General features: G+C 74.0%; 13 protein-coding genes and 1 tRNA gene. 9 read left to right on the forward strand and 5 right to left on the reverse strand.

The features are described 5' to 3' along the window. Positions 1 to 13: 13 nt before the first annotated feature. Complete coding sequence (locus JOF54_RS01090; RefSeq protein WP_245357916.1) at positions 14 to 1,954, reverse strand: glycoside hydrolase family 15 protein; 1,941 nt, start codon at positions 1,952 to 1,954, stop codon at positions 14 to 16. A 47-nt stretch (positions 1,955 to 2,001) separates the two neighbouring features. After that, positions 2,002 to 4,161 carry a hypothetical protein gene (locus JOF54_RS01095; protein WP_210052203.1) on the reverse strand — a complete coding sequence of 720 codons (2,160 nt, stop codon included), beginning with the start codon at positions 4,159 to 4,161 and terminating at the stop codon, positions 2,002 to 2,004. Between the two features lie 199 nt (positions 4,162 to 4,360). On the opposite strand from JOF54_RS01095, the gene JOF54_RS01100 reads away from it, so the two are divergent. Together JOF54_RS01100 and JOF54_RS01105 are read left to right on the forward strand one after the other, a co-directional pair. Next, a tRNA-Pro gene (locus JOF54_RS01100) sits at positions 4,361 to 4,434 on the forward strand. 237 nt (positions 4,435 to 4,671) lie between these two features. Further along, complete coding sequence (locus JOF54_RS01105; RefSeq protein WP_245358421.1) at positions 4,672 to 5,607, forward strand: DUF389 domain-containing protein; 936 nt, start codon at positions 4,672 to 4,674, stop codon at positions 5,605 to 5,607. Between the two features lie 57 nt (positions 5,608 to 5,664). On the opposite strand, the gene JOF54_RS01110 is transcribed toward JOF54_RS01105, so the two are convergent. After that, positions 5,665 to 6,522, reverse strand: coding sequence for an SDR family oxidoreductase (locus JOF54_RS01110; RefSeq protein WP_210052204.1), 858 nt, complete (start codon positions 6,520 to 6,522; stop codon positions 5,665 to 5,667). Positions 6,523 to 6,648: 126 nt separating this feature from the next. Here JOF54_RS01110 and JOF54_RS01115 point away from each other — a divergent pair, with 126 nt between their 5' ends. Both JOF54_RS01115 and JOF54_RS01120 read left to right on the forward strand, forming a co-directional pair. Then, positions 6,649 to 7,557: a helix-turn-helix domain-containing protein gene (locus JOF54_RS01115; protein ID WP_210052206.1), complete on the forward strand. Its 909-nt coding sequence runs from the start codon at positions 6,649 to 6,651 to the stop codon at positions 7,555 to 7,557. 178 nt (positions 7,558 to 7,735) lie between these two features. After that, on the forward strand, positions 7,736 to 8,299 hold the full coding sequence (locus tag JOF54_RS01120; protein WP_210052208.1) for a dihydrofolate reductase family protein: 564 nt from the start codon (positions 7,736 to 7,738) through the stop codon (positions 8,297 to 8,299). Between the two features lie 73 nt (positions 8,300 to 8,372). Here the strand turns inward: JOF54_RS01120 and JOF54_RS01125 are convergent, their stop codons facing one another. Further along, the gene (locus tag JOF54_RS01125; RefSeq protein WP_210052210.1) at positions 8,373 to 9,002 is read right to left on the reverse strand and encodes a TetR/AcrR family transcriptional regulator; all 630 of its coding nucleotides are present in this window, start codon (positions 9,000 to 9,002) and stop codon (positions 8,373 to 8,375) included. A gap of 88 nt (positions 9,003 to 9,090) precedes the next feature. Here JOF54_RS01125 and JOF54_RS01130 point away from each other — a divergent pair, with 88 nt between their 5' ends. The 4 genes from JOF54_RS01130 (at position 9,091) to JOF54_RS01145 (ending at position 12,649) form a co-directional block, all read left to right on the forward strand. Then, complete coding sequence (locus JOF54_RS01130) at positions 9,091 to 9,837, forward strand: SDR family NAD(P)-dependent oxidoreductase (RefSeq protein WP_210052212.1); 747 nt, start codon at positions 9,091 to 9,093, stop codon at positions 9,835 to 9,837. An 89-nt stretch (positions 9,838 to 9,926) separates the two neighbouring features. Next, positions 9,927 to 11,204, forward strand: coding sequence for an Nramp family divalent metal transporter (locus JOF54_RS01135; protein WP_210052214.1), 1,278 nt, complete (start codon positions 9,927 to 9,929; stop codon positions 11,202 to 11,204). A 56-nt stretch (positions 11,205 to 11,260) separates the two neighbouring features. Continuing rightward, positions 11,261 to 11,554, forward strand: coding sequence for a putative quinol monooxygenase (locus JOF54_RS01140; RefSeq protein WP_210052216.1), 294 nt, complete (start codon positions 11,261 to 11,263; stop codon positions 11,552 to 11,554). A 171-nt stretch (positions 11,555 to 11,725) separates the two neighbouring features. Next, positions 11,726 to 12,649 carry a hypothetical protein gene (locus JOF54_RS01145; protein WP_210052218.1) on the forward strand — a complete coding sequence of 308 codons (924 nt, stop codon included), beginning with the start codon at positions 11,726 to 11,728 and terminating at the stop codon, positions 12,647 to 12,649. Between the two features lie 66 nt (positions 12,650 to 12,715). Here JOF54_RS01145 and JOF54_RS01150 read toward each other — a convergent pair whose 3' ends face one another. Next, positions 12,716 to 14,035 (reverse strand): glucuronyl esterase domain-containing protein, encoded by a 1,320-nt coding sequence (locus JOF54_RS01150; RefSeq protein WP_210052220.1) that lies wholly within the window; start codon positions 14,033 to 14,035, stop codon positions 12,716 to 12,718. A gap of 213 nt (positions 14,036 to 14,248) precedes the next feature. Here JOF54_RS01150 and JOF54_RS01155 point away from each other — a divergent pair, with 213 nt between their 5' ends. Further along, the gene (locus JOF54_RS01155; protein WP_210052222.1) at positions 14,249 to 15,793 is read left to right on the forward strand and encodes an FG-GAP repeat protein; all 1,545 of its coding nucleotides are present in this window, start codon (positions 14,249 to 14,251) and stop codon (positions 15,791 to 15,793) included. Positions 15,794 to 15,835: the final 42 nt, after the last annotated feature.

A 15,835-nucleotide genomic window follows, 5' to 3' on the forward strand; every position in this document is an offset into this window, starting at 1 on the left:
ACGGTAACCAGGCTCACCGACCGGCCTCGGTCGCCCCCGCCCACGAGCCGGTGTCGCCCGGGTCCTGCTGGGACTCCAGCCGGATGACGTGCATGACGGCGTTGATGAGCGCCAGGTGGGTGAAGGCCTGGGGGAAGTTGCCGAGGTGCTGGCCGGTGTGCGGGTCGATCTCCTCGCCGTACAGCTCCAGCGGGCCCGCGAACGACAGCAGCTTGGCGCAGAGCTTCCGGGCGCGCTGGTACTCCCCGATCTCGCACAGGGCCGAGACCAGCCAGAACGAGCAGATCGTGAAGCTGCCCTCCTCGCCGCTGAACCCGTCGTCGGTCTCCTCCACCTTGTAGCGCAGCACGAGGCCGTGCACCGTGAGCTCGTCGGCGATCGCCAGCACCGTCGCGCGGATCCGCGGGTCGTCCGGCGGCAGGAAGCGGAGCAGCGGGGCCAGCAGCAGCGACGCGTCCAGCGCCGTCGTCCCGTAGTGCTGGGTGAGCACCCCGCGCTCGTCGACACCGTGGGCGAGGATGTCGTCCTTGATCTCCTGGGCCGCCAGCTCCCACTCCGCGGCCTTGCCCAGCTCGCCGGTCTCCCGGGCCAGCTTCGCGCCGCGGTCGACGGCCACCCAGCACATGATCTTGGACGAGGTGAAGTGCTGCAGCTCCCCGCGCACCTCCCAGATCCCGGCGTCGGGCTCGCGCCAGTGCTTCAGCGCCTGGGTGACCTGCTTGTCGAGGATCGGCCAGATCCGGCCGTCGAGGTGGTCCGCCGCCTTGGAGTGCAGGTACACCGAGTCCAGCAGCGCGCCCCAGACGTCGTGCTGCTGCTGGGCGTACGCGGCGTTGCCGATCCGGACGGGCCGCGAGCCCGCGTAGCCCGGCAGGTGGTCCAGCTCGTGCTCGGTCAGCTCGCGCTCACCGCCGATGCCGTACATGATCTGCAGCTCGTCGTCGCGGCTGGCGATGTCGGCGATGAAGGAGAAGAAGTCCACGGCCTCCCAGTCGAAGCCCAGCGAGTACATCCCCCACAGGGCGAAGGTGGCGTCGCGGATCCAGGTGAAGCGGTAGTCGTAGTTGCGGTTGCCGCCCGGGGTCTCGGGCAGCGACGTGCTGCCGGCGGCGGCGATCGCGCCCGTCGGGGTGTAGGTGAGGCCCTTGAGGGTGAGGGCGCTGCGCTGCAGGTAGCTGCGCCACGGGTGGTCGGGGAAGTCGCCGCGGGCCAGCCAGTGCTGCCAGTGGTGGGCGGTCCACACCTGCCGGCGGTAGGCCTCCGCGTAGTCCATCGGCGGCTCCACCCCGCCCCAGCTGAGGGCGATGTAGCGGACGTCGCCCTCCTTCAGCAGCGTCCGGGCGCCCGCGCGGCCGCCCTCGAAGCCGAGCCGCAGGTCGGAGGTGAGCCGCAGCTCGAGGTCGGAGCCCTCGGCGCGTCCGACGCCCTGGTGGTAGCCGTGCTCGGTGTAGGACCAGCTGACCGGCGCGCGGCCGTAGTCCAGCACGGGCTCGCAGTCGACGATGGTCTGGACCTCACCGGAGACGCAGCGGATGGTCCGCAGCAGCACGTGCTCGGCCTCGTAGTCGACGGGCGTGCGCTGGTGGGTGTGCGACCGGGTGTCCTCGTGCCGCCACGGGCCCACCAGGAGGGCGTCGCGGACGATGATCCAGCCTGTCGGGGTGCCCCAGCTGGTCTCGAGGATCATCGTGCCGGGCAGGTAGCGCCGGTCCCCCGGCACCGTGATCTCGTCCGGTGCGACGCGGAACGAGCCGGCGAGCTTGCCGAGGATGTGGCCGAAGGCACTGGGCGCGTCGAAGCGCGGCAGGCACATCCAGTCGATGCTGCCGCCGGGCGACACGAGGGCCGACACCTCGCCGTCGCTCAGGAAGCCGTAGTCCCCGATCGGCACCGACCGGGTGTGCGCGGGCTGGCTGGAGACGTGGGAGCGGACCTTGGTCCTCTTCTTGGCCATCCCCCGAGCATGCGGCCCGGGGCAGGGCGGGGCAAGGACCCCGGCCGTCAGCGGCCGAGGCCGCGTCCGAGCTCCCGGGCCTCCCGGCTCGCCGCGCGGGCGCCGCGCAGGTCGCCGCCCCGCATCCGCAGGCCGGCGAGCTCGGACAGCACCTGCTGCAGCAGGGCGATGTGCGCGGCCGGCTCGGCCTCCGCGCGCGGGCGGAGCACCTCGACCAGCCGCTCCGCCGCCGCGCGTGTGGTGCGCCGGTCGCCCGCGGCGCGGGCCTGCTGCCAGGCCTGCCGAGCCAGGTCGAGCGGGTCGACGACGGGGTCGGCCACCGGCTCGGGGAGGGTCCTGGGCGCGGGCTCGGCGGGCACCGGCTCGGCGGGCACCGCCGGGAGCGGGCCGGGCTCGGCGTCGGGCACGGGCTCGGGCTCAGGTGCAGGTCGAACCTCGGCCTCAGGTGCGGGTCGAGGGTCGGTGGCGGGCGCGGCGGGCTCGGCGGGCGCGGGCACCGTCGTGGCTGCGGGTGCGGGTTCTCCGCGGAGGGCAGCCTCGGCCGCGGCCTCCTCGGCGGCGCGGCGCTCGGCCTCGACCCGGTAGGCCTCCAGCCGCTCCTCGCGTCGACGCTTCGTCTCCAGGCGCTCGGCTTCCGCGGCGGCCGCCTGCCGGGCCTCCTCGGCCTGCTGCTCGGCGACCTGGCGACGGCGTTCCTGCTCGGCCTGCTCGGCGGCGCGACGGGCTTCCGCGCGCTCTTCCTCCTCGCGCCGCACCGCGTCCGCCCGGGCCTGCGCCGAGCGCTCCTCCTCGAGCCGGTGGGCCTCGGCCCGCTCGGCCTCCAGCCAGCCCGTGTCCTGCGCCTCCGACGCACCGGCCGGGGCGGGCGCCGGGGCGGCGGCGGCGGCGGCGGGAGCCAGCCGGTCCCAGACGGTGGGCCCGAGCGGCTCCCAGGTGACGGCCTGCCGGCCACGGCTGACGACGCCGCGCACCCGGTCGGCCAGCCGGTCCGGTCCGGCCAGGCCGAGCTGCTGCACGACGGAGGCCACGGCCTGCTCGGCCTGCTCGGCCGCGCTGCTGTCCCCTGCGGCCCGGTGCGCGTCGGCGAGGGTCTGCTGGACCAGGCCCGCGAGCGCCGGCTGCTCGGCCGGCACCGGTCGGGCACCGAGCAGGGCCACCGCGTCGGCCGGGTGCCCGGACCCCACCAGGACGCGGGCCCTCACGACCACGGGCCAGCCGGGCTCGGCCGCGACGCCCGGGACGGCGAGGCCCTCGGCCGATGCGCTGTCGGCCTCCTCGTGCCGGCCGACCGCCAGGAGGTCGGACGCCAGGTCGGCCAGCGCCGTCGCGAGCAGGCGGGGGGCGGCCGGTCCGCCCCGGCTGCCGACCCGGCGCAGCAGGTCCACCAGGGTGCGGCGGGTGACCAGGCCGAGGTCGACCTCACCCGTCGCGACCAGCCGGTCGGCCAGGTCGCGGTGCAGAGCCGGGGCCGGGGCGACGAGCCGGGCGACGAGGGCGGGGCTGAGGCCGGCCGGGGCGTCGAGCCGGCCGTCGACGACGGCGGACCAGCGGTCGCGCGCCCGGTGGAGGGTGGCCAGCGCGTCAGCGGGCCGGTCCGCCGCCCACCGGGTGTCGGCGACCAGCTGCTCCACCTCCAGGGTGACGGCGGTGGCGTCCGGGTCGTCCGGGAGCCCGGCGGCGACCAGCCGGCGCAGCGCCTCGTCGGCGGTGGCGGCTGCGGTGACGACGTCGTCACCCGCCAGCGCCCCGCGGGCGGTGCAGGACAGGGCGCGGACGACGACCTCGGGGGCCAGGGGCAGCTCGAGGCGGAGGGCGAGGAACTGCTCGTGGAGGTCGTCGAGGGAGGCGACGGTGCGGCCGGCGGGCTCGGCCAGGCCCAGGCCCGCCTGGACGGCGGCGAGCTGGACGACCGCGGTGACGTAGCGGGCGGCGTCGGCGGACTGGGTGTAGGCGCCGACGGCCCCGGGCGCGGTCAGCAGCTGCGCGGCCTGCTTGACCGAGTCCTGCGCGTCCGGCCCGGCGGCGGCGTACTCGTGGCCGCTGAGGCGGTGCCCGGTGAGGGCGACGAGGGCGTCGCCCAGCTCGGGCAGCCGCGTCGGGTCCGAGCCGACCCAGCCGCGGAGCCGCTGCACCGCGGAGGTGAGCTCCTTGCTCCGCTGCGCGTAGGGGTCCTTCGCCTGTCGGGGGGCCTTCTGCTTCTGCGCCATCCTGCCTTCCGGTCGTCCGGGCACGAGCCGCCGCGCGGCGGCCGGGTGGGCCCCGGGCTGAGCTGGTCAGGTCCCCAGCATGCCCGCCGAGCACGCCGCGGTGCTGCCCGGTGTCCGCGTCGCCGTGTCGATTGGGGCTCCCCGCACCGGGTGCAGTAGAGTCTTCCCTCGTGGTCGCGCCGCTCCGGCGGTCGTCCCACGGGCTGTGGCGCAGCTTGGTAGCGCACTTGACTGGGGGTCAAGGGGTCGCAGGTTCAAATCCTGTCAGCCCGACCGTGAAGGCTCCGACCAGGACACTGGTCGGAGCCTTTGTCGTCGGCCTCCGACGGCTCCTCGATCCGTCCACCGGCCCTGCCGCGAGGACCCGCGGGGCGCACGTGGCGCCGGGCTCACCACGGCGGAGCCGTCGTCCTCGGGAGCCTTCTCCACCTGCCGAAACCCCTGGGTCCGGAGTCGACGCGCTCTCGGCGACCCCAGCTGGAGCGCGCTACCTGACAGCATCAGCCCGTGATGATGACCCTCCGGCTGATCGTGCCGCCCGACCGCACCGGCCGGGTGATCGCGCGGCTGGCCGACGACGAGCGCCTCACCGATCTCGTCGTCCTCCCCGGTGCGGCGGTACGGCCACGCGGTGACCTCGTGCAGTGCGAGGTGACCCGTGAAGCGGTCTCCGACGTGCTGGGCTGGCTCCGGGACCAGGACCTCTACGAGGACGGGTCCGTCGTCCTGAGCGAGGTCGTGTCAGCGCCGTCGGCGAACGCCCGCGCCACCGAGGCCGCCGCCCCCGGGGCGCCCGATGACGCGATCGTCTGGGACTCCGTCCTCGACAGCGCCTACGGCGAGGTCCGCGGATCCTGGTCCTTGTATGCCTTCCTCACCCTCGCGACGGCCATCGCCGCGGTCGCTGTGGTCACCGACTCCTCCATCCTCGTGGTCGGGGCCATGGTCGTCGGGCCCGAGTTCGGGCTGGTCGCCGCCCTCGCCGTCGGCCTCGCCGGGCGTCGCCTCGGACTCGTGCGCGGCGCCGCCCTGCTGCTGCTCAAGGGCTTCGGTCTCGCCATCGCCGCCACGGTCGTCCTGGTGCTGCTCGCCCGGCTCGTCGGATGGGTCGACCTGAGCGATGTCACCGGCCCACGCCCCCTGACCGGCTTCATCTGGCGGCCGGACAAGTGGTCGGCCGTCGTCGCCGTGCTCGCCGGCTGCGCCGGCGTCCTCTCCCAGACCGCCGGCCGTTCCAGCGCCCCGGTGGGGGTCTTCATCTCCGTCACCACCGTCCCCGCCGCCGGTGACATCGCCCTCTCCCTCGCCCTCGGTGCACCCGGTCACCTCCTCGGCGCCGCGGCTCAGCTGGGCATCAACCTCCTCGGCATCACCGTCGCGGGCGTCGCCACACTGCTCGTCCAACGAGCTCTGTGGAAGACCCGGCGACGCTCGCGAGCCGCCTAGAGGCACCCGCGGCATCGTGGCCTTCGTCCGCCGAGCGCGGCAGAGTCAGCCGGGTCGTCAGGCGTCGTCGTGGTCGAGGGAGCTGGACAGCTCGCGGTGCGCCTCCGCCTGGGCGAGCAGCTCGTGGGCCTTCTGCTCGACGGCGGCCACGGCGTCGGCGCCGGCCATCCAGCGCTGCGGAGGCTCGGGCAGGGCCATCAGCTGCACCAGGGCGCGGCCGAGCTTGGCGGGGTCGCCGCCCTGCTGGCCGTTCATGGCCTTCCAGGCCTCGATGGTCTGCTCGGTGCGCTCGGCGTAGTCCTCGATCGAGAGCTCGGGCCAGATCGAGGAGGCACCTTCGACGAGCAGCTCGGTGCGGAAGAAGCCGGGCTCGACGACCGTGGTGGAGATTCCGTACGGGGCCACGTCGACGTGCAGCGACTCCATCCACCCCTCGAGGGCGAACTTCGAGGCGGCGTAGGCAGCGACGAACGCGCCGCCCACGATGGCGGCGGTGGAGGTGATGGTGACGACCTGGCCGCTGCGCTGGGCGCGCATCACAGGCAGCACGGCCCGGGTGACGTTGAGGGGGCCGAAGAAGTTGGTCTCCATCTGGGCCCGGAACTGGGCGTCGCTGATCTCCTCGAAGAACCCGGCGTAGAAGTTGCCGGCGTTGTTGACGAGGGTGTCGACGCGCCCGAACCGCTCGACCGCGGCGTCGACCGCCGTCCGGGCCGCGGTGGGGTCGGTGACGTCGAGGGACACCGCCAGCAGGTTGTCGTGCTCGCCGAGGGCGGCCGTCACCCGGGCGGCGTCCCGGGCGGTGCCGACGACGCGGTGGCCCGCGTCCAGGGCTGCCCTGGCCAGCTCGATGCCCATGCCGCGGGCAGCGCCGGTGACGAACCAGACGGGCTGGGTGGGGGTGGTGTCAGTCATGAGTGGAGCGCCTTCCTGGAGTGATGTGTCCAGTCAAGGCGTCCAGCGACAGCCCAGGGAGTCACCAGCGAGGGGGTCAACGCCAGGGACTCCCTCGACGACCCGGCGGCGCCTAGGTTCGGTCCCGTGGACAGAAGGGACGACATCCGTGAGTTCCTGACCTCACGGCGCGCACGGCTCACCCCGGCCGAGGCGGGGCTGCCCGACTTCGGCGGCCGGCGTCGGGTCAAGGGACTGCGCCGTGAGGAGGTCGCCCTCCTGGCCGGCATGAGCACGGAGTACTACGTGCGCCTGGAGCGCGGCAACGGGACAGGGGTCTCCGAGGCGGTCCTCGACGGCATCAGCCGTGCCCTGCAGCTCGACGAGGCCGAGCACGCCCACCTCTACGCCCTGGTCAAGGCCGCCGACCCGGGCGCGCACCCCGCTCGCCGCCGCGGGCCCTCACGCCCGCAGCAGGTGCGCCCGGCCGTGCAGCAGCTGATCGACACCATGCGTGATGTGCCGGTGTACGTGCAGAACGGCCGCCTCGACGCCGTCGCCACCAACCGGCTCGGGGCCGCCCTGTTCTCCGAGATGTTCGTCCTGCCCCAACGGCCGGTGAACGCCGCCCGGTTCACCTTCCTCGACCCCCGGGCCCCGACCTTCTACCGGGACTGGCCGGGCAACGCCCGCCAGATCGTCGCCCTGCTCCGCGCCGTGGCCGGCCGCGCGCCCCACGACCGCGTCCTCAGCGACCTCGTCGGTGAGCTGGCCACCCGCAGCGAGGCGTTCCGCACCCTCTGGGCCTCCCACGACGTCCGCGTCCACCGCACCGGCACGAAGCAGGTCCACCACCCCGTCGTCGGAGACCTCGACCTCACCTTCGAGGCCCTGGACCTCACCTCCGAGCCCGGCCTCCAGCTGCTCGCCTTCACCGCCGCACCCGGCTCAGCCAGCCGGGACGGGCTCCAGCTGCTCGCCACCTGGGCGGCAACGGCGCGGCTCGAGTCCGAGGGGGCCGCCGTGCCAGCGGCCGGCACGGCGGACGAGGCCTGAGCCCCACCCGCCCGGACCTCCGGGCAGCGAGCGGTGAGACTTCGGCCAGGACACCGGGCGAGGCCTTCGTCGGCCCCGGGGCGGGACCCCTCCCCGGCGGGGACCCCCGCCTTCCGCCGATGAGTTCTCCCCTCCGACGCGGTCTGCAGGTCCGACGACGACGGAGGGAGGGCGGCGCGTGCGGACGCTGACGTGGGCGATGAACGTCAGCCTGGACGGCTACACGGCCGCGCCGGGCGACGACCTCGGCTGGAGCGTGCCGAGCGACGAGCTGTTCGCGTGGTGGTCCGAGCGCGTCGCCGCCACGGGCGCCGCGCTGTACGGACGACGGCTGTGGCAGACCATGAACGCGCACTGGCCGACCGCCGACCAGCAGCCCGGAGCCACCCCGGCGCACGTCGCGTACGCCCACCGCTGGCGGGCGATGCCCAAGGTGGTGTTCTCCTCGACGCTCGGCGCGGTGGACGGGAACGCCCGCCTGGTCACCGGCGACGCCGTCGCCGAGATCACCCGGCTCAAGGCCGAGGACGGCGGACCGCTCGACGTCGGGGGCGCCACGCTCGCGGCGGCGGCTCAGCGGGCCGGGCTGGTCGACGAGTACGTCGTCGTCACCCACCCGGTCCTGGTGGGCGGGGGCACGCCGTTCTTCGCGTCCCTCGACCGCTGGGTGGTCCTGGACCTGGTGGAGACCCGCACCTTCGACGGCGGCATCGTGATGACCCGCTACCGGACCAGGCGCTGACGACCGCGGGCTGACCCGGAAGGGCTGCTCCCCCTGCTGCCGTCGACCCCGCTGGTCGCTCGACCGGTCGCGGTCAGGACCAGTCGCCGTCGTCGGTGCTGAGGTGCTCCTGGCCCAGCGCGGTGACGGGGACCGCCGTCAGGCTGGTGAAGCCGATGTCGAGGAGCGTCGCCCGGGGCACCCCCGAACCGCCGAGGGTGCGCATGCCGTCGATGACCGCGCAGAAGAACGCGCCGAGCGAGTCGGCGTCGGCGGCGCCGTCGATCTCGCCGGCCTCCTGGGCCTCCACGATGCACGCGGCGTAGTGGGCGCGCATCGTCTCGAAGGCCGCGTTGACCGTCGAGGCGACGTCGGGGTCCCGCGCGGAGAGCTCGACCGCGGCCCGCGTGAACAGCGACGGCGGGGTCTGGGCGGCGCCGTGCGCGACCGCCACCTTGACCAGCTGGGCGCGGATCCGCGTGATCGGGCTGCCGGAGCCGTGCCGGATCGACTCGACGGCCTCGAGCGCCTCGGCGGTGTCGCTGAGGAACGCCCGCATGAAGAGCTCCTTCTTGCCGCCGAAGGCGTTGTAGAGGCTCTGCCGGCCGAGGCCGGTCGCCTCCAGCAGCGCGTCGAGCGAGGTCCCGGCGAAGCCGGTCTCGGTGAACGCCTCCCGGGCGCGGGCGACGACGTCGGCCTCGTCGAACGAGCGGGGTCGGGGCACCGGAGCCTCCTGGTGGGTTGTTGACTGATCAGTCCAGTATGTCGTAGCGTTCTGGACGAAGCAGTCCAAAACACCGCGGAGGATCATCATGGCTCAGGTACTGGCCGGCAAGACGGCGCTCGTCACCGGCGGGACGTCGGGGATCGGGCTGGCCGTCGTCCGCCGGTTCGTCGACGAGGGCGCGCACGTCGTCGTCACCGGGCGCCGGCAGTCCGCGCTCGACGCGGTCGCGGCCGAGCTCGGCGACCGCGTGACGGCGGTGCGGGCCGACGCCTCCGACCCGGCCGACGTCACCACGCTCTTCGAGACCGTCGCCGCCCGCGGCGCCGGGCTGGACGCGGTGCACGCGAACGCCGGCGTCGGCGCGTTCGGCGCGCTGACGGAGGTGACCGCCCAGGACGTCGACACCACCTTCGGCACCAACGTGCGCGGGACGGCGCTGACCGTCCAGGGCTCGCTGGCGTTCCTGAACGAGGGCGCGGCGATCGTCGTGACCGGGTCGACCTCCGCGTCCGGCATCGAGCGCGGCCTCGGCGTCTACGGCGCGTCGAAGGCGGCGATCGCCGCGATGACCCGCACGTGGGCCGTGGAGCTCGCGCCGCGGGGCGTCCGGATCAACACCGTGGTGCCCGGCCCGACCGAGACGCCCGGGCTGAAGGGGCTCGCCCCGGACAACCCCGACGCGCTGCTGGACCAGATCGCGGGCGGCATGCCGCTCGGCCGGCTCCTCCGTCCCGAGGAGATCGCCGCCGCCGTGCTGTTCCTGGTCTCCGACCAGAGCTCGGGCATGACGGGGAGCGAGCTGCTCGTCGACGGCGGCAGCACCGTCGCCTGACCCCGTCCCCGTCACCGCGCCGAGGTCCGCGCCGGTCCGCCTGACCTACGCTGTCCGGCACCAGCGAGGCGACGAGGGGACCACCGACGATGAGCGACGGCACCATCACAGCGGAGCACCCGGTGGGCGAGGAGTCCGCCCCGCCCCCGAAGTGGAAGATCATCGGCCCCGGCCTGCTGGTGGCGGCGACCGGTGTGGGAGCCGCCGACCTGGTCGCGACCTTGATCGCCGGGCAGAAGTACGGCTACGCGCTGCTCTGGGTGGCCGTGCTCGGCTGCATCCTCAAGATCATCCTGGTGGAGGGGGCGGGCCGCTACTCGCTGTCCACGCAGCGCTCCATCTTCGAGGGCTGGCGCTCGCTCGGCCGGTGGACCACGATCTACTTCGTCCCGTACATCATCCTCTGGGGCTTCGTGTACGGCGCGGCCGCCATGTCGTCGACGGCCCTCCCGCTGGCGGCGCTGTTCCCGGCGGTGCCCCTGCCGGTGTTCGCCATCGCCTCCGGGCTGATCGGGCTGGCCCTGGTCTGGTTCGGCCGCTACGCCTTCTTCGAGAAGGTGTGCGCGGTCCTGGTCGCGCTGATGTTCGTGACGGTCGTCGGCGCCGCCGTGGTCACCCTGCCCAACCTGCTCGACGTGCTGGGGGGTCTGGTCCCGCGCATCCCGGACGGTTCCATGATCAACGTCCTCAGCGTGGCCGGCGGTGTCGGCGGCACGATCACCTTGGCGGCCTACGGCTACTGGCTGCGCGAGAAGGGCTGGCACTCACCGCGCTGGATGAAGGTGATGCGGCTCGACAACCGGATGGCTTACGTCATGACCGGGATCTTCGTGGTCTCGATGCTGATCGTCGGCGCGGAGCTGTTGAACTCCGCCCAGATCGCCGTCTCCACGGGCGACCGCGGTCTGCTCGACCTCTCCGCGGTGCTGACCGAGCGGTACGGGCGCGTCTTCGGCGCCTTCTTCCTGATCGGCTTCTGGGCCGCGTCGTTCTCCTCGCTCATCGGCGTCTGGAACGGCGTCTCGCTGATGTTCGCCGACTTCGTCGGGCACGTCCGCCACCTGCCGCCCGGCCACCCGGACACCCGCACCGGCGGTCGCTACTTCAAGCTCTACATCCTGTGGCTGACGCTGCCGCCGATGCTGCTCCTGCTGCTCGGTCAGCCGGTCGCGATCATCCTGGCCTACGGCGTGCTGGGCTCCCTCTTCATGCCCTTCCTGGCGATCACGCTCCTGTGGCTGCTGAACTCCGACCGGGTGCCCGCGGAGTGGCGGAACCGGTGGCGGCACAACCTGGGGCTCGGGCTGGTCACGCTGTTCTTCGTCGTCCTGGGCGTCTACCAGCTCTACGACACCATCGCCGGCTGAGCCGGGAGGGTGCACCGCACCCGGCTGGTCGCCGGCCCGCCCGCTACCGTCGCGCCATGACCATCACCTCCGTGCTCGACATCCGGCTCCGCCCCGACGCGCCGGCCGACGCCGAGACCCGCGTCAGCGCGGTCCTGGCCCAGACGCGCGCCCGTCCGGGCTTCGTCTCCGCCGACGTGGTCCGCGACGTCGACGACCCGCGGCACCTCGTCGTCATCGAGGTCTGGGAGTCCCTGGAGGCCGACGACGCCTACCGCGCCTGGCGGGCGACCCCGGAGGGGGCCAACGAGCTCGGGGAGCTGGCCGGGGGGCGGGTCGCGCTGACGCGGTACGAGGCCACCACGATCTGAGGTGTTCCGACGTCCCGCGCGGGGCACCACGTCACGGTCAGCCGGGCGGTCCCCTGCTGGACGCGGCCGAGGCAGCGAGTTCGTCGCGATCCACCCTCCGCGCCGTCGTGCGCTCTAGGCTGATGCCGCCCAGCAGCCACCGTCGGCTCCTGGCCTCGAGGGGTGTGCGACGTGCGACGACTACTGGTCCTCCTTCTCGGCCTGGCTGTGGTCGCCGCGCCGCTCTCCGTCGTCGCGGACAGCGCGCAAGCCGCGAAGAAGCCGGCCGCAGCCACCTTCGTGCGCCTGGACAGCGACCCGGGCGACGCCATCGGCGGGGGCCAGACCAACATCGCCTTCACGTCGGCGAAGAAGACCTACGTTCAGGGGGGTCGCCGCGACTACACGATGTGGATCACGGTCGTCGACGGGGACCACGTGACCTACATCTTCGTCGAGGACCAGACCAAGAAGCCGATCCGCGCCGGCGTCCACCGGTTCGCCGGCTATCCCGAAGGCCCCTACACGCTGTCCATCGCGGGCTGGGGCAGAGGCTGCGGGTCGAGCGACGGAACCCTCGACATCCGCCAGCTCGAGTTCGACCGCGACGACCGGATCAAGCGCCTCGACCTGACCTTCGAGATGGCCTGCACCTTCGACGGCAGCGGGTACTCCCGCGGGCAGATCGCCTACCAGTCCACCCGGAGCGTCAGCCCACCCCGGACCGAGTCCACCCTGCGCAGCGGGCAGGCCCTCCGTGGTCGCCGCATGCTCACCAACATCGAAGGCGTCGACGGCGGTACCAACCGCGGCGAACAGGCCCCTCGCCTGCTCATCCGCGACGGGCAGGCTCTGCTCCTCCGCCGCGAGTGGCCCACCTCCTACAACCACCCGTACACCGACGAGGTCGTCTGGTCCACGCCCACGGCTGGCTCTCGAGCGGACCGTCTCACCGTGCGAGCGGACGGAGCCTTGGCTCTTCAGACTCGCACCGGCAAGACCGTGTGGGCCGTCAAGCCCAAAGGCGCGGGCAAGGGCACCTTCCTCGTCCTCAACAACGACGGCCGCCTCGTCCTGGCCGACTCCCGGTACAAGAAGCTCTGGTCCGTGGGCTGACCGAGGAGGTCGCGCAAGGGCAGTGTCACAGGAGCCGGGACGGCCGTCGGCCGACGCGCACGTCGCTCAGCGCCACAGCCGGTCGGCCGCGCCGGTGTAGTAGCCCCAGTCCTGGGCGGTGAGGTCGTGGACCCCGCTGCGGATGTGGTAGCTCCGGGCCGGCACCCGGAGCGGCCGGTCGAGCGGCGGCATGGCCGACGGACGGACACCCCGGTGGAACCACAACCCGTAGACCGACGAGGCGTGGGCCAGGGACAGGAACTCCCCCCGCGGGTCCGACCACAGGTCCTCGTCGGCGCTGCCCACGCACACGGCGCGGGGGGCGAGCAGCGCGATCAGCTCGTGCTGGTCGACCGGGAGCCTGTCCTCGGCTCCCCCGTAGCGGAAGAACCTGCGGCAGAACCAGTGCGGGAAGTCGTCGGTGATCCGGGCGACGGTCTCGCCGAACACCCGCCGGCTGAGGGCGGCTCCCCCGCAGCCGGAGTCGTTGCTCACCGTCATGGCGAACCGCTCGTCCTCGGCACCGGCCCACAGCGCGGCCTTGCCGCCGCGGGAGTGGCCGACGACGACGGCCCGGTCGGCGTCGACGTCACGGTCGGTCGCGAAGTAGTCGAGCGCTCGGCTGGCACCCCAGGCCCAGGCGGACAGCGCACCCCACGCGTCAGCCGGTCGCGGCCTCGTCGTGGCGGTGTCCTCGTAGAGGCCGATGATCCCGTCGCGGAACGTCGCCGGGTCATCGGGAGCCAGGTCGCCCACCTGGAGCGCGGCGATGGCGTACCCGGCGGCGACGACCTGCTCGGCGGGCCAGAACGGGGAGATGGTCGCGCGGGTCGGGTCGGTGTTCTCGGGACCGCGGTTGTTGAGCAGGAGGAACACCGGTGCCGGACCGGTCACCGCGTTGGGCACGAACAGGATCACCTCGAAGCGGTGCGAGCGGGACCCGTGCCGGGTGTGCACGAGCACCCGCTTGAGCGTGGCCGCACCGCCCAGCGCGGTCGGGTCGGACTCGACCAGCTCGAACCGGGGCCGGCTGCGCTCCGCCGGGCGCGGCCGGCGGCCGTAGACGTGGGTGCGGAAGTCGTCCAGCAGCTCCTGGCGCCGGAGCCGCCACTGGTGCGGTGTGCGGACCCGTCGCCCGTTGCGCGACCGGAGCGGGTCGGGCAGCCGGTAGGGCGGCACCTCCCGCTCGTCGAACACGAAGCCGGGCCGCGTCGACTCGTACTCCGCGACCACGGCCGGGTCCGCCCGCCAGCCGACGACGTCCGCCCGCGCCGGCGCGGAGACCTGCCCCAGGGCCAGCGCGCCGGCCAGCCCGGCCCCGCCGAGGACCACCTGACGGCGGTTCAGCGTTGCTTTTTCACTGTCACGTCCTTGTGCGAGTGTCATGTTGCCCACGGTAGCCAGGCGGTGCCGGTCCGGTGCAGCGCCCCTCCGCCGTCCTTCCTGACGGGAGTGCGCCGCCCGCGGCTGAGGCGGGCGGGGCACCCGAGGGCTCTCCGACGGCCGGACGTCACGATCGCGCATCAGGCTCCCCCGCCGGGCAACCCCCGGACCACGCGGTGAGTACACGGAGCACCTACGAGCTCGAAGGAGAGTTCCGTGAACCCACGTCGACCCGGGATCGCGATCCCGACCCTCGCCGGACTGGCGGTCACCGGCTGCCTCGTCCTGACCCCGCCCGCCTCGGCCGCGGCCCCCGACGCCTGCGCCACCACCCCGAGCGCCCTCGACTTCGACGGCGACGGCTACGACGACGCCGCGGTCGGTGACCCGTACGCCACCGTGGCCGGCCGCGCCGAGGCCGGTGCCGTCACCGTGCTGTACGGCGACCGGTACGGCCAGATCGGCGAGGGCGACCGTCAGGTGATCACCCAGGCCAGCTTCGGCGGCACGCCGCAGGCCGGCGACCACTTCGGCTGGGACCTCGCGCTCGCCCCGGCCGGCGCCGCCCCGAGCTGCAGCGACCTGGTGGTCGGCGCCCCCGGGGAGGACGTCCGGGGGGCCGCCGATGCCGGCACCGTCTCGGTCATCCGGGACCTCGCCCCGGCGGAGGGGACGCCCGACCTCGACGTGCTGACCCTGGACCAGGGTGACCTCGGCGGACAGGTGGAGGCGGGCGACGCGTTCGGCTCCGCCGTCCAGGTCATGACGGCCGGTCCGGCGGAGCGGCCACGGCTGGTCGTCGGCGCCCCCGGCGAGGACGCCGGCTCGGCGGTCGACGCAGGTGCGGTCAACATCCGCGAGGTCGACGGCGACCGCAGCCTGGTGGCCGAGCTGCGGCAGGGGCGGCGAGGACCGCTGGGTGCGGTGCGGCTGCCGGGCACGCCGCAGACCGGCGACCGCTTCGGCAGCTCGCTGGCCGCGGGACCGGTCGACCTGCCCGAGACCAACGGCCGGGACCTCGCCGGAGGCCTGGCGATCGGCGCCCCCGGCGACACCGTCTCGGGGCGGGCCGGTGCCGGCTCGGTGACCGTCGTCTCGGAGAGGTTCGAGACCGCGACCCTGCTCACCCAGAACACGTCGGAGGTCCCCGGTACCGCGGAGAAGGGCGACCACTTCGGCGCGAGCCTGGCGCTGAGCCGGTACACCGCGACGGAGCTGGCCTCGTTGGCCGTCGGGTCTCCCGGGGAGGACGTCGGCAGGACCGCCGACGCCGGCTCGGTGACCCTGTTCCTCAACACCCACGAGCAGTTCGCCCCGGGTCGCGCCCTGACCCAGGCGACGGCCGGCGTCCCCGGTACCCCCGAGGCCGGGGACCACTTCGGCGGGTCGCTGGCCTTCGGCTTCACGGCGACCACCCTGCTGGTGGGCGTCCCGACCGAGGACGTGGGGTCGGTGGTCGACGCAGGTGCTGTGCAGCCGGTCCGGGTGACGCCGGCCCGACCGCTGACCTTCTCGAGGAGCATCACCGAGGACGCCCGCGGCACCGCCTCCTCGGTGGGGTCGGGGCACCGGTTCGGGCGGTCCCTCGGCAGCCTCTCCGGACGGGCGGAGAACATCCTCACCGTCTCCAGCCCGTACGTCGGCCGGGGCTACGTCTACGTCCTCTCCGACGCGGAGCTGCCCGAGGGCGGCCGGGTGCCGGCCCGCTCGTGGGTCGCCTCAGCAGGGGCGGAGCGCTTCGGCTGGTCGACCACGAACTGAGCAGGTGCTCCCCCGCCAGCACGGCCGGCCCGGACCACCGAC

It is taken from the genome of Microlunatus capsulatus (assembly GCF_017876495.1).
GTDB classification, from domain to species: domain Bacteria; phylum Actinomycetota; class Actinomycetes; order Propionibacteriales; family Propionibacteriaceae; genus Microlunatus; species Microlunatus capsulatus.

Coding starts and splice junctions, on each gene's coding strand:
- JOF54_RS01150 (WP_210052220.1), bottom strand. CDS start 14,035: ATGACACTCGCACAAGGACGTGACAGTGAAAAAGCAACGCTGAACCGC.
- JOF54_RS01095 (WP_210052203.1), bottom strand. CDS start 4,161: ATGGCGCAGAAGCAGAAGGCCCCCCGACAGGCGAAGGACCCCTACGCG.
- JOF54_RS01135 (WP_210052214.1), top strand. CDS start 9,927: ATGAGCGACGGCACCATCACAGCGGAGCACCCGGTGGGCGAGGAGTCC.
- JOF54_RS01110 (WP_210052204.1), bottom strand. CDS start 6,522: ATGACTGACACCACCCCCACCCAGCCCGTCTGGTTCGTCACCGGCGCT.
- JOF54_RS01140 (WP_210052216.1), top strand. CDS start 11,261: ATGACCATCACCTCCGTGCTCGACATCCGGCTCCGCCCCGACGCGCCG.
- JOF54_RS01130 (WP_210052212.1), top strand. CDS start 9,091: ATGGCTCAGGTACTGGCCGGCAAGACGGCGCTCGTCACCGGCGGGACG.
- JOF54_RS01090 (WP_245357916.1), bottom strand. CDS start 1,954: ATGGCCAAGAAGAGGACCAAGGTCCGCTCCCACGTCTCCAGCCAGCCC.
- JOF54_RS01105 (WP_245358421.1), top strand. CDS start 4,672: ATGATGACCCTCCGGCTGATCGTGCCGCCCGACCGCACCGGCCGGGTG.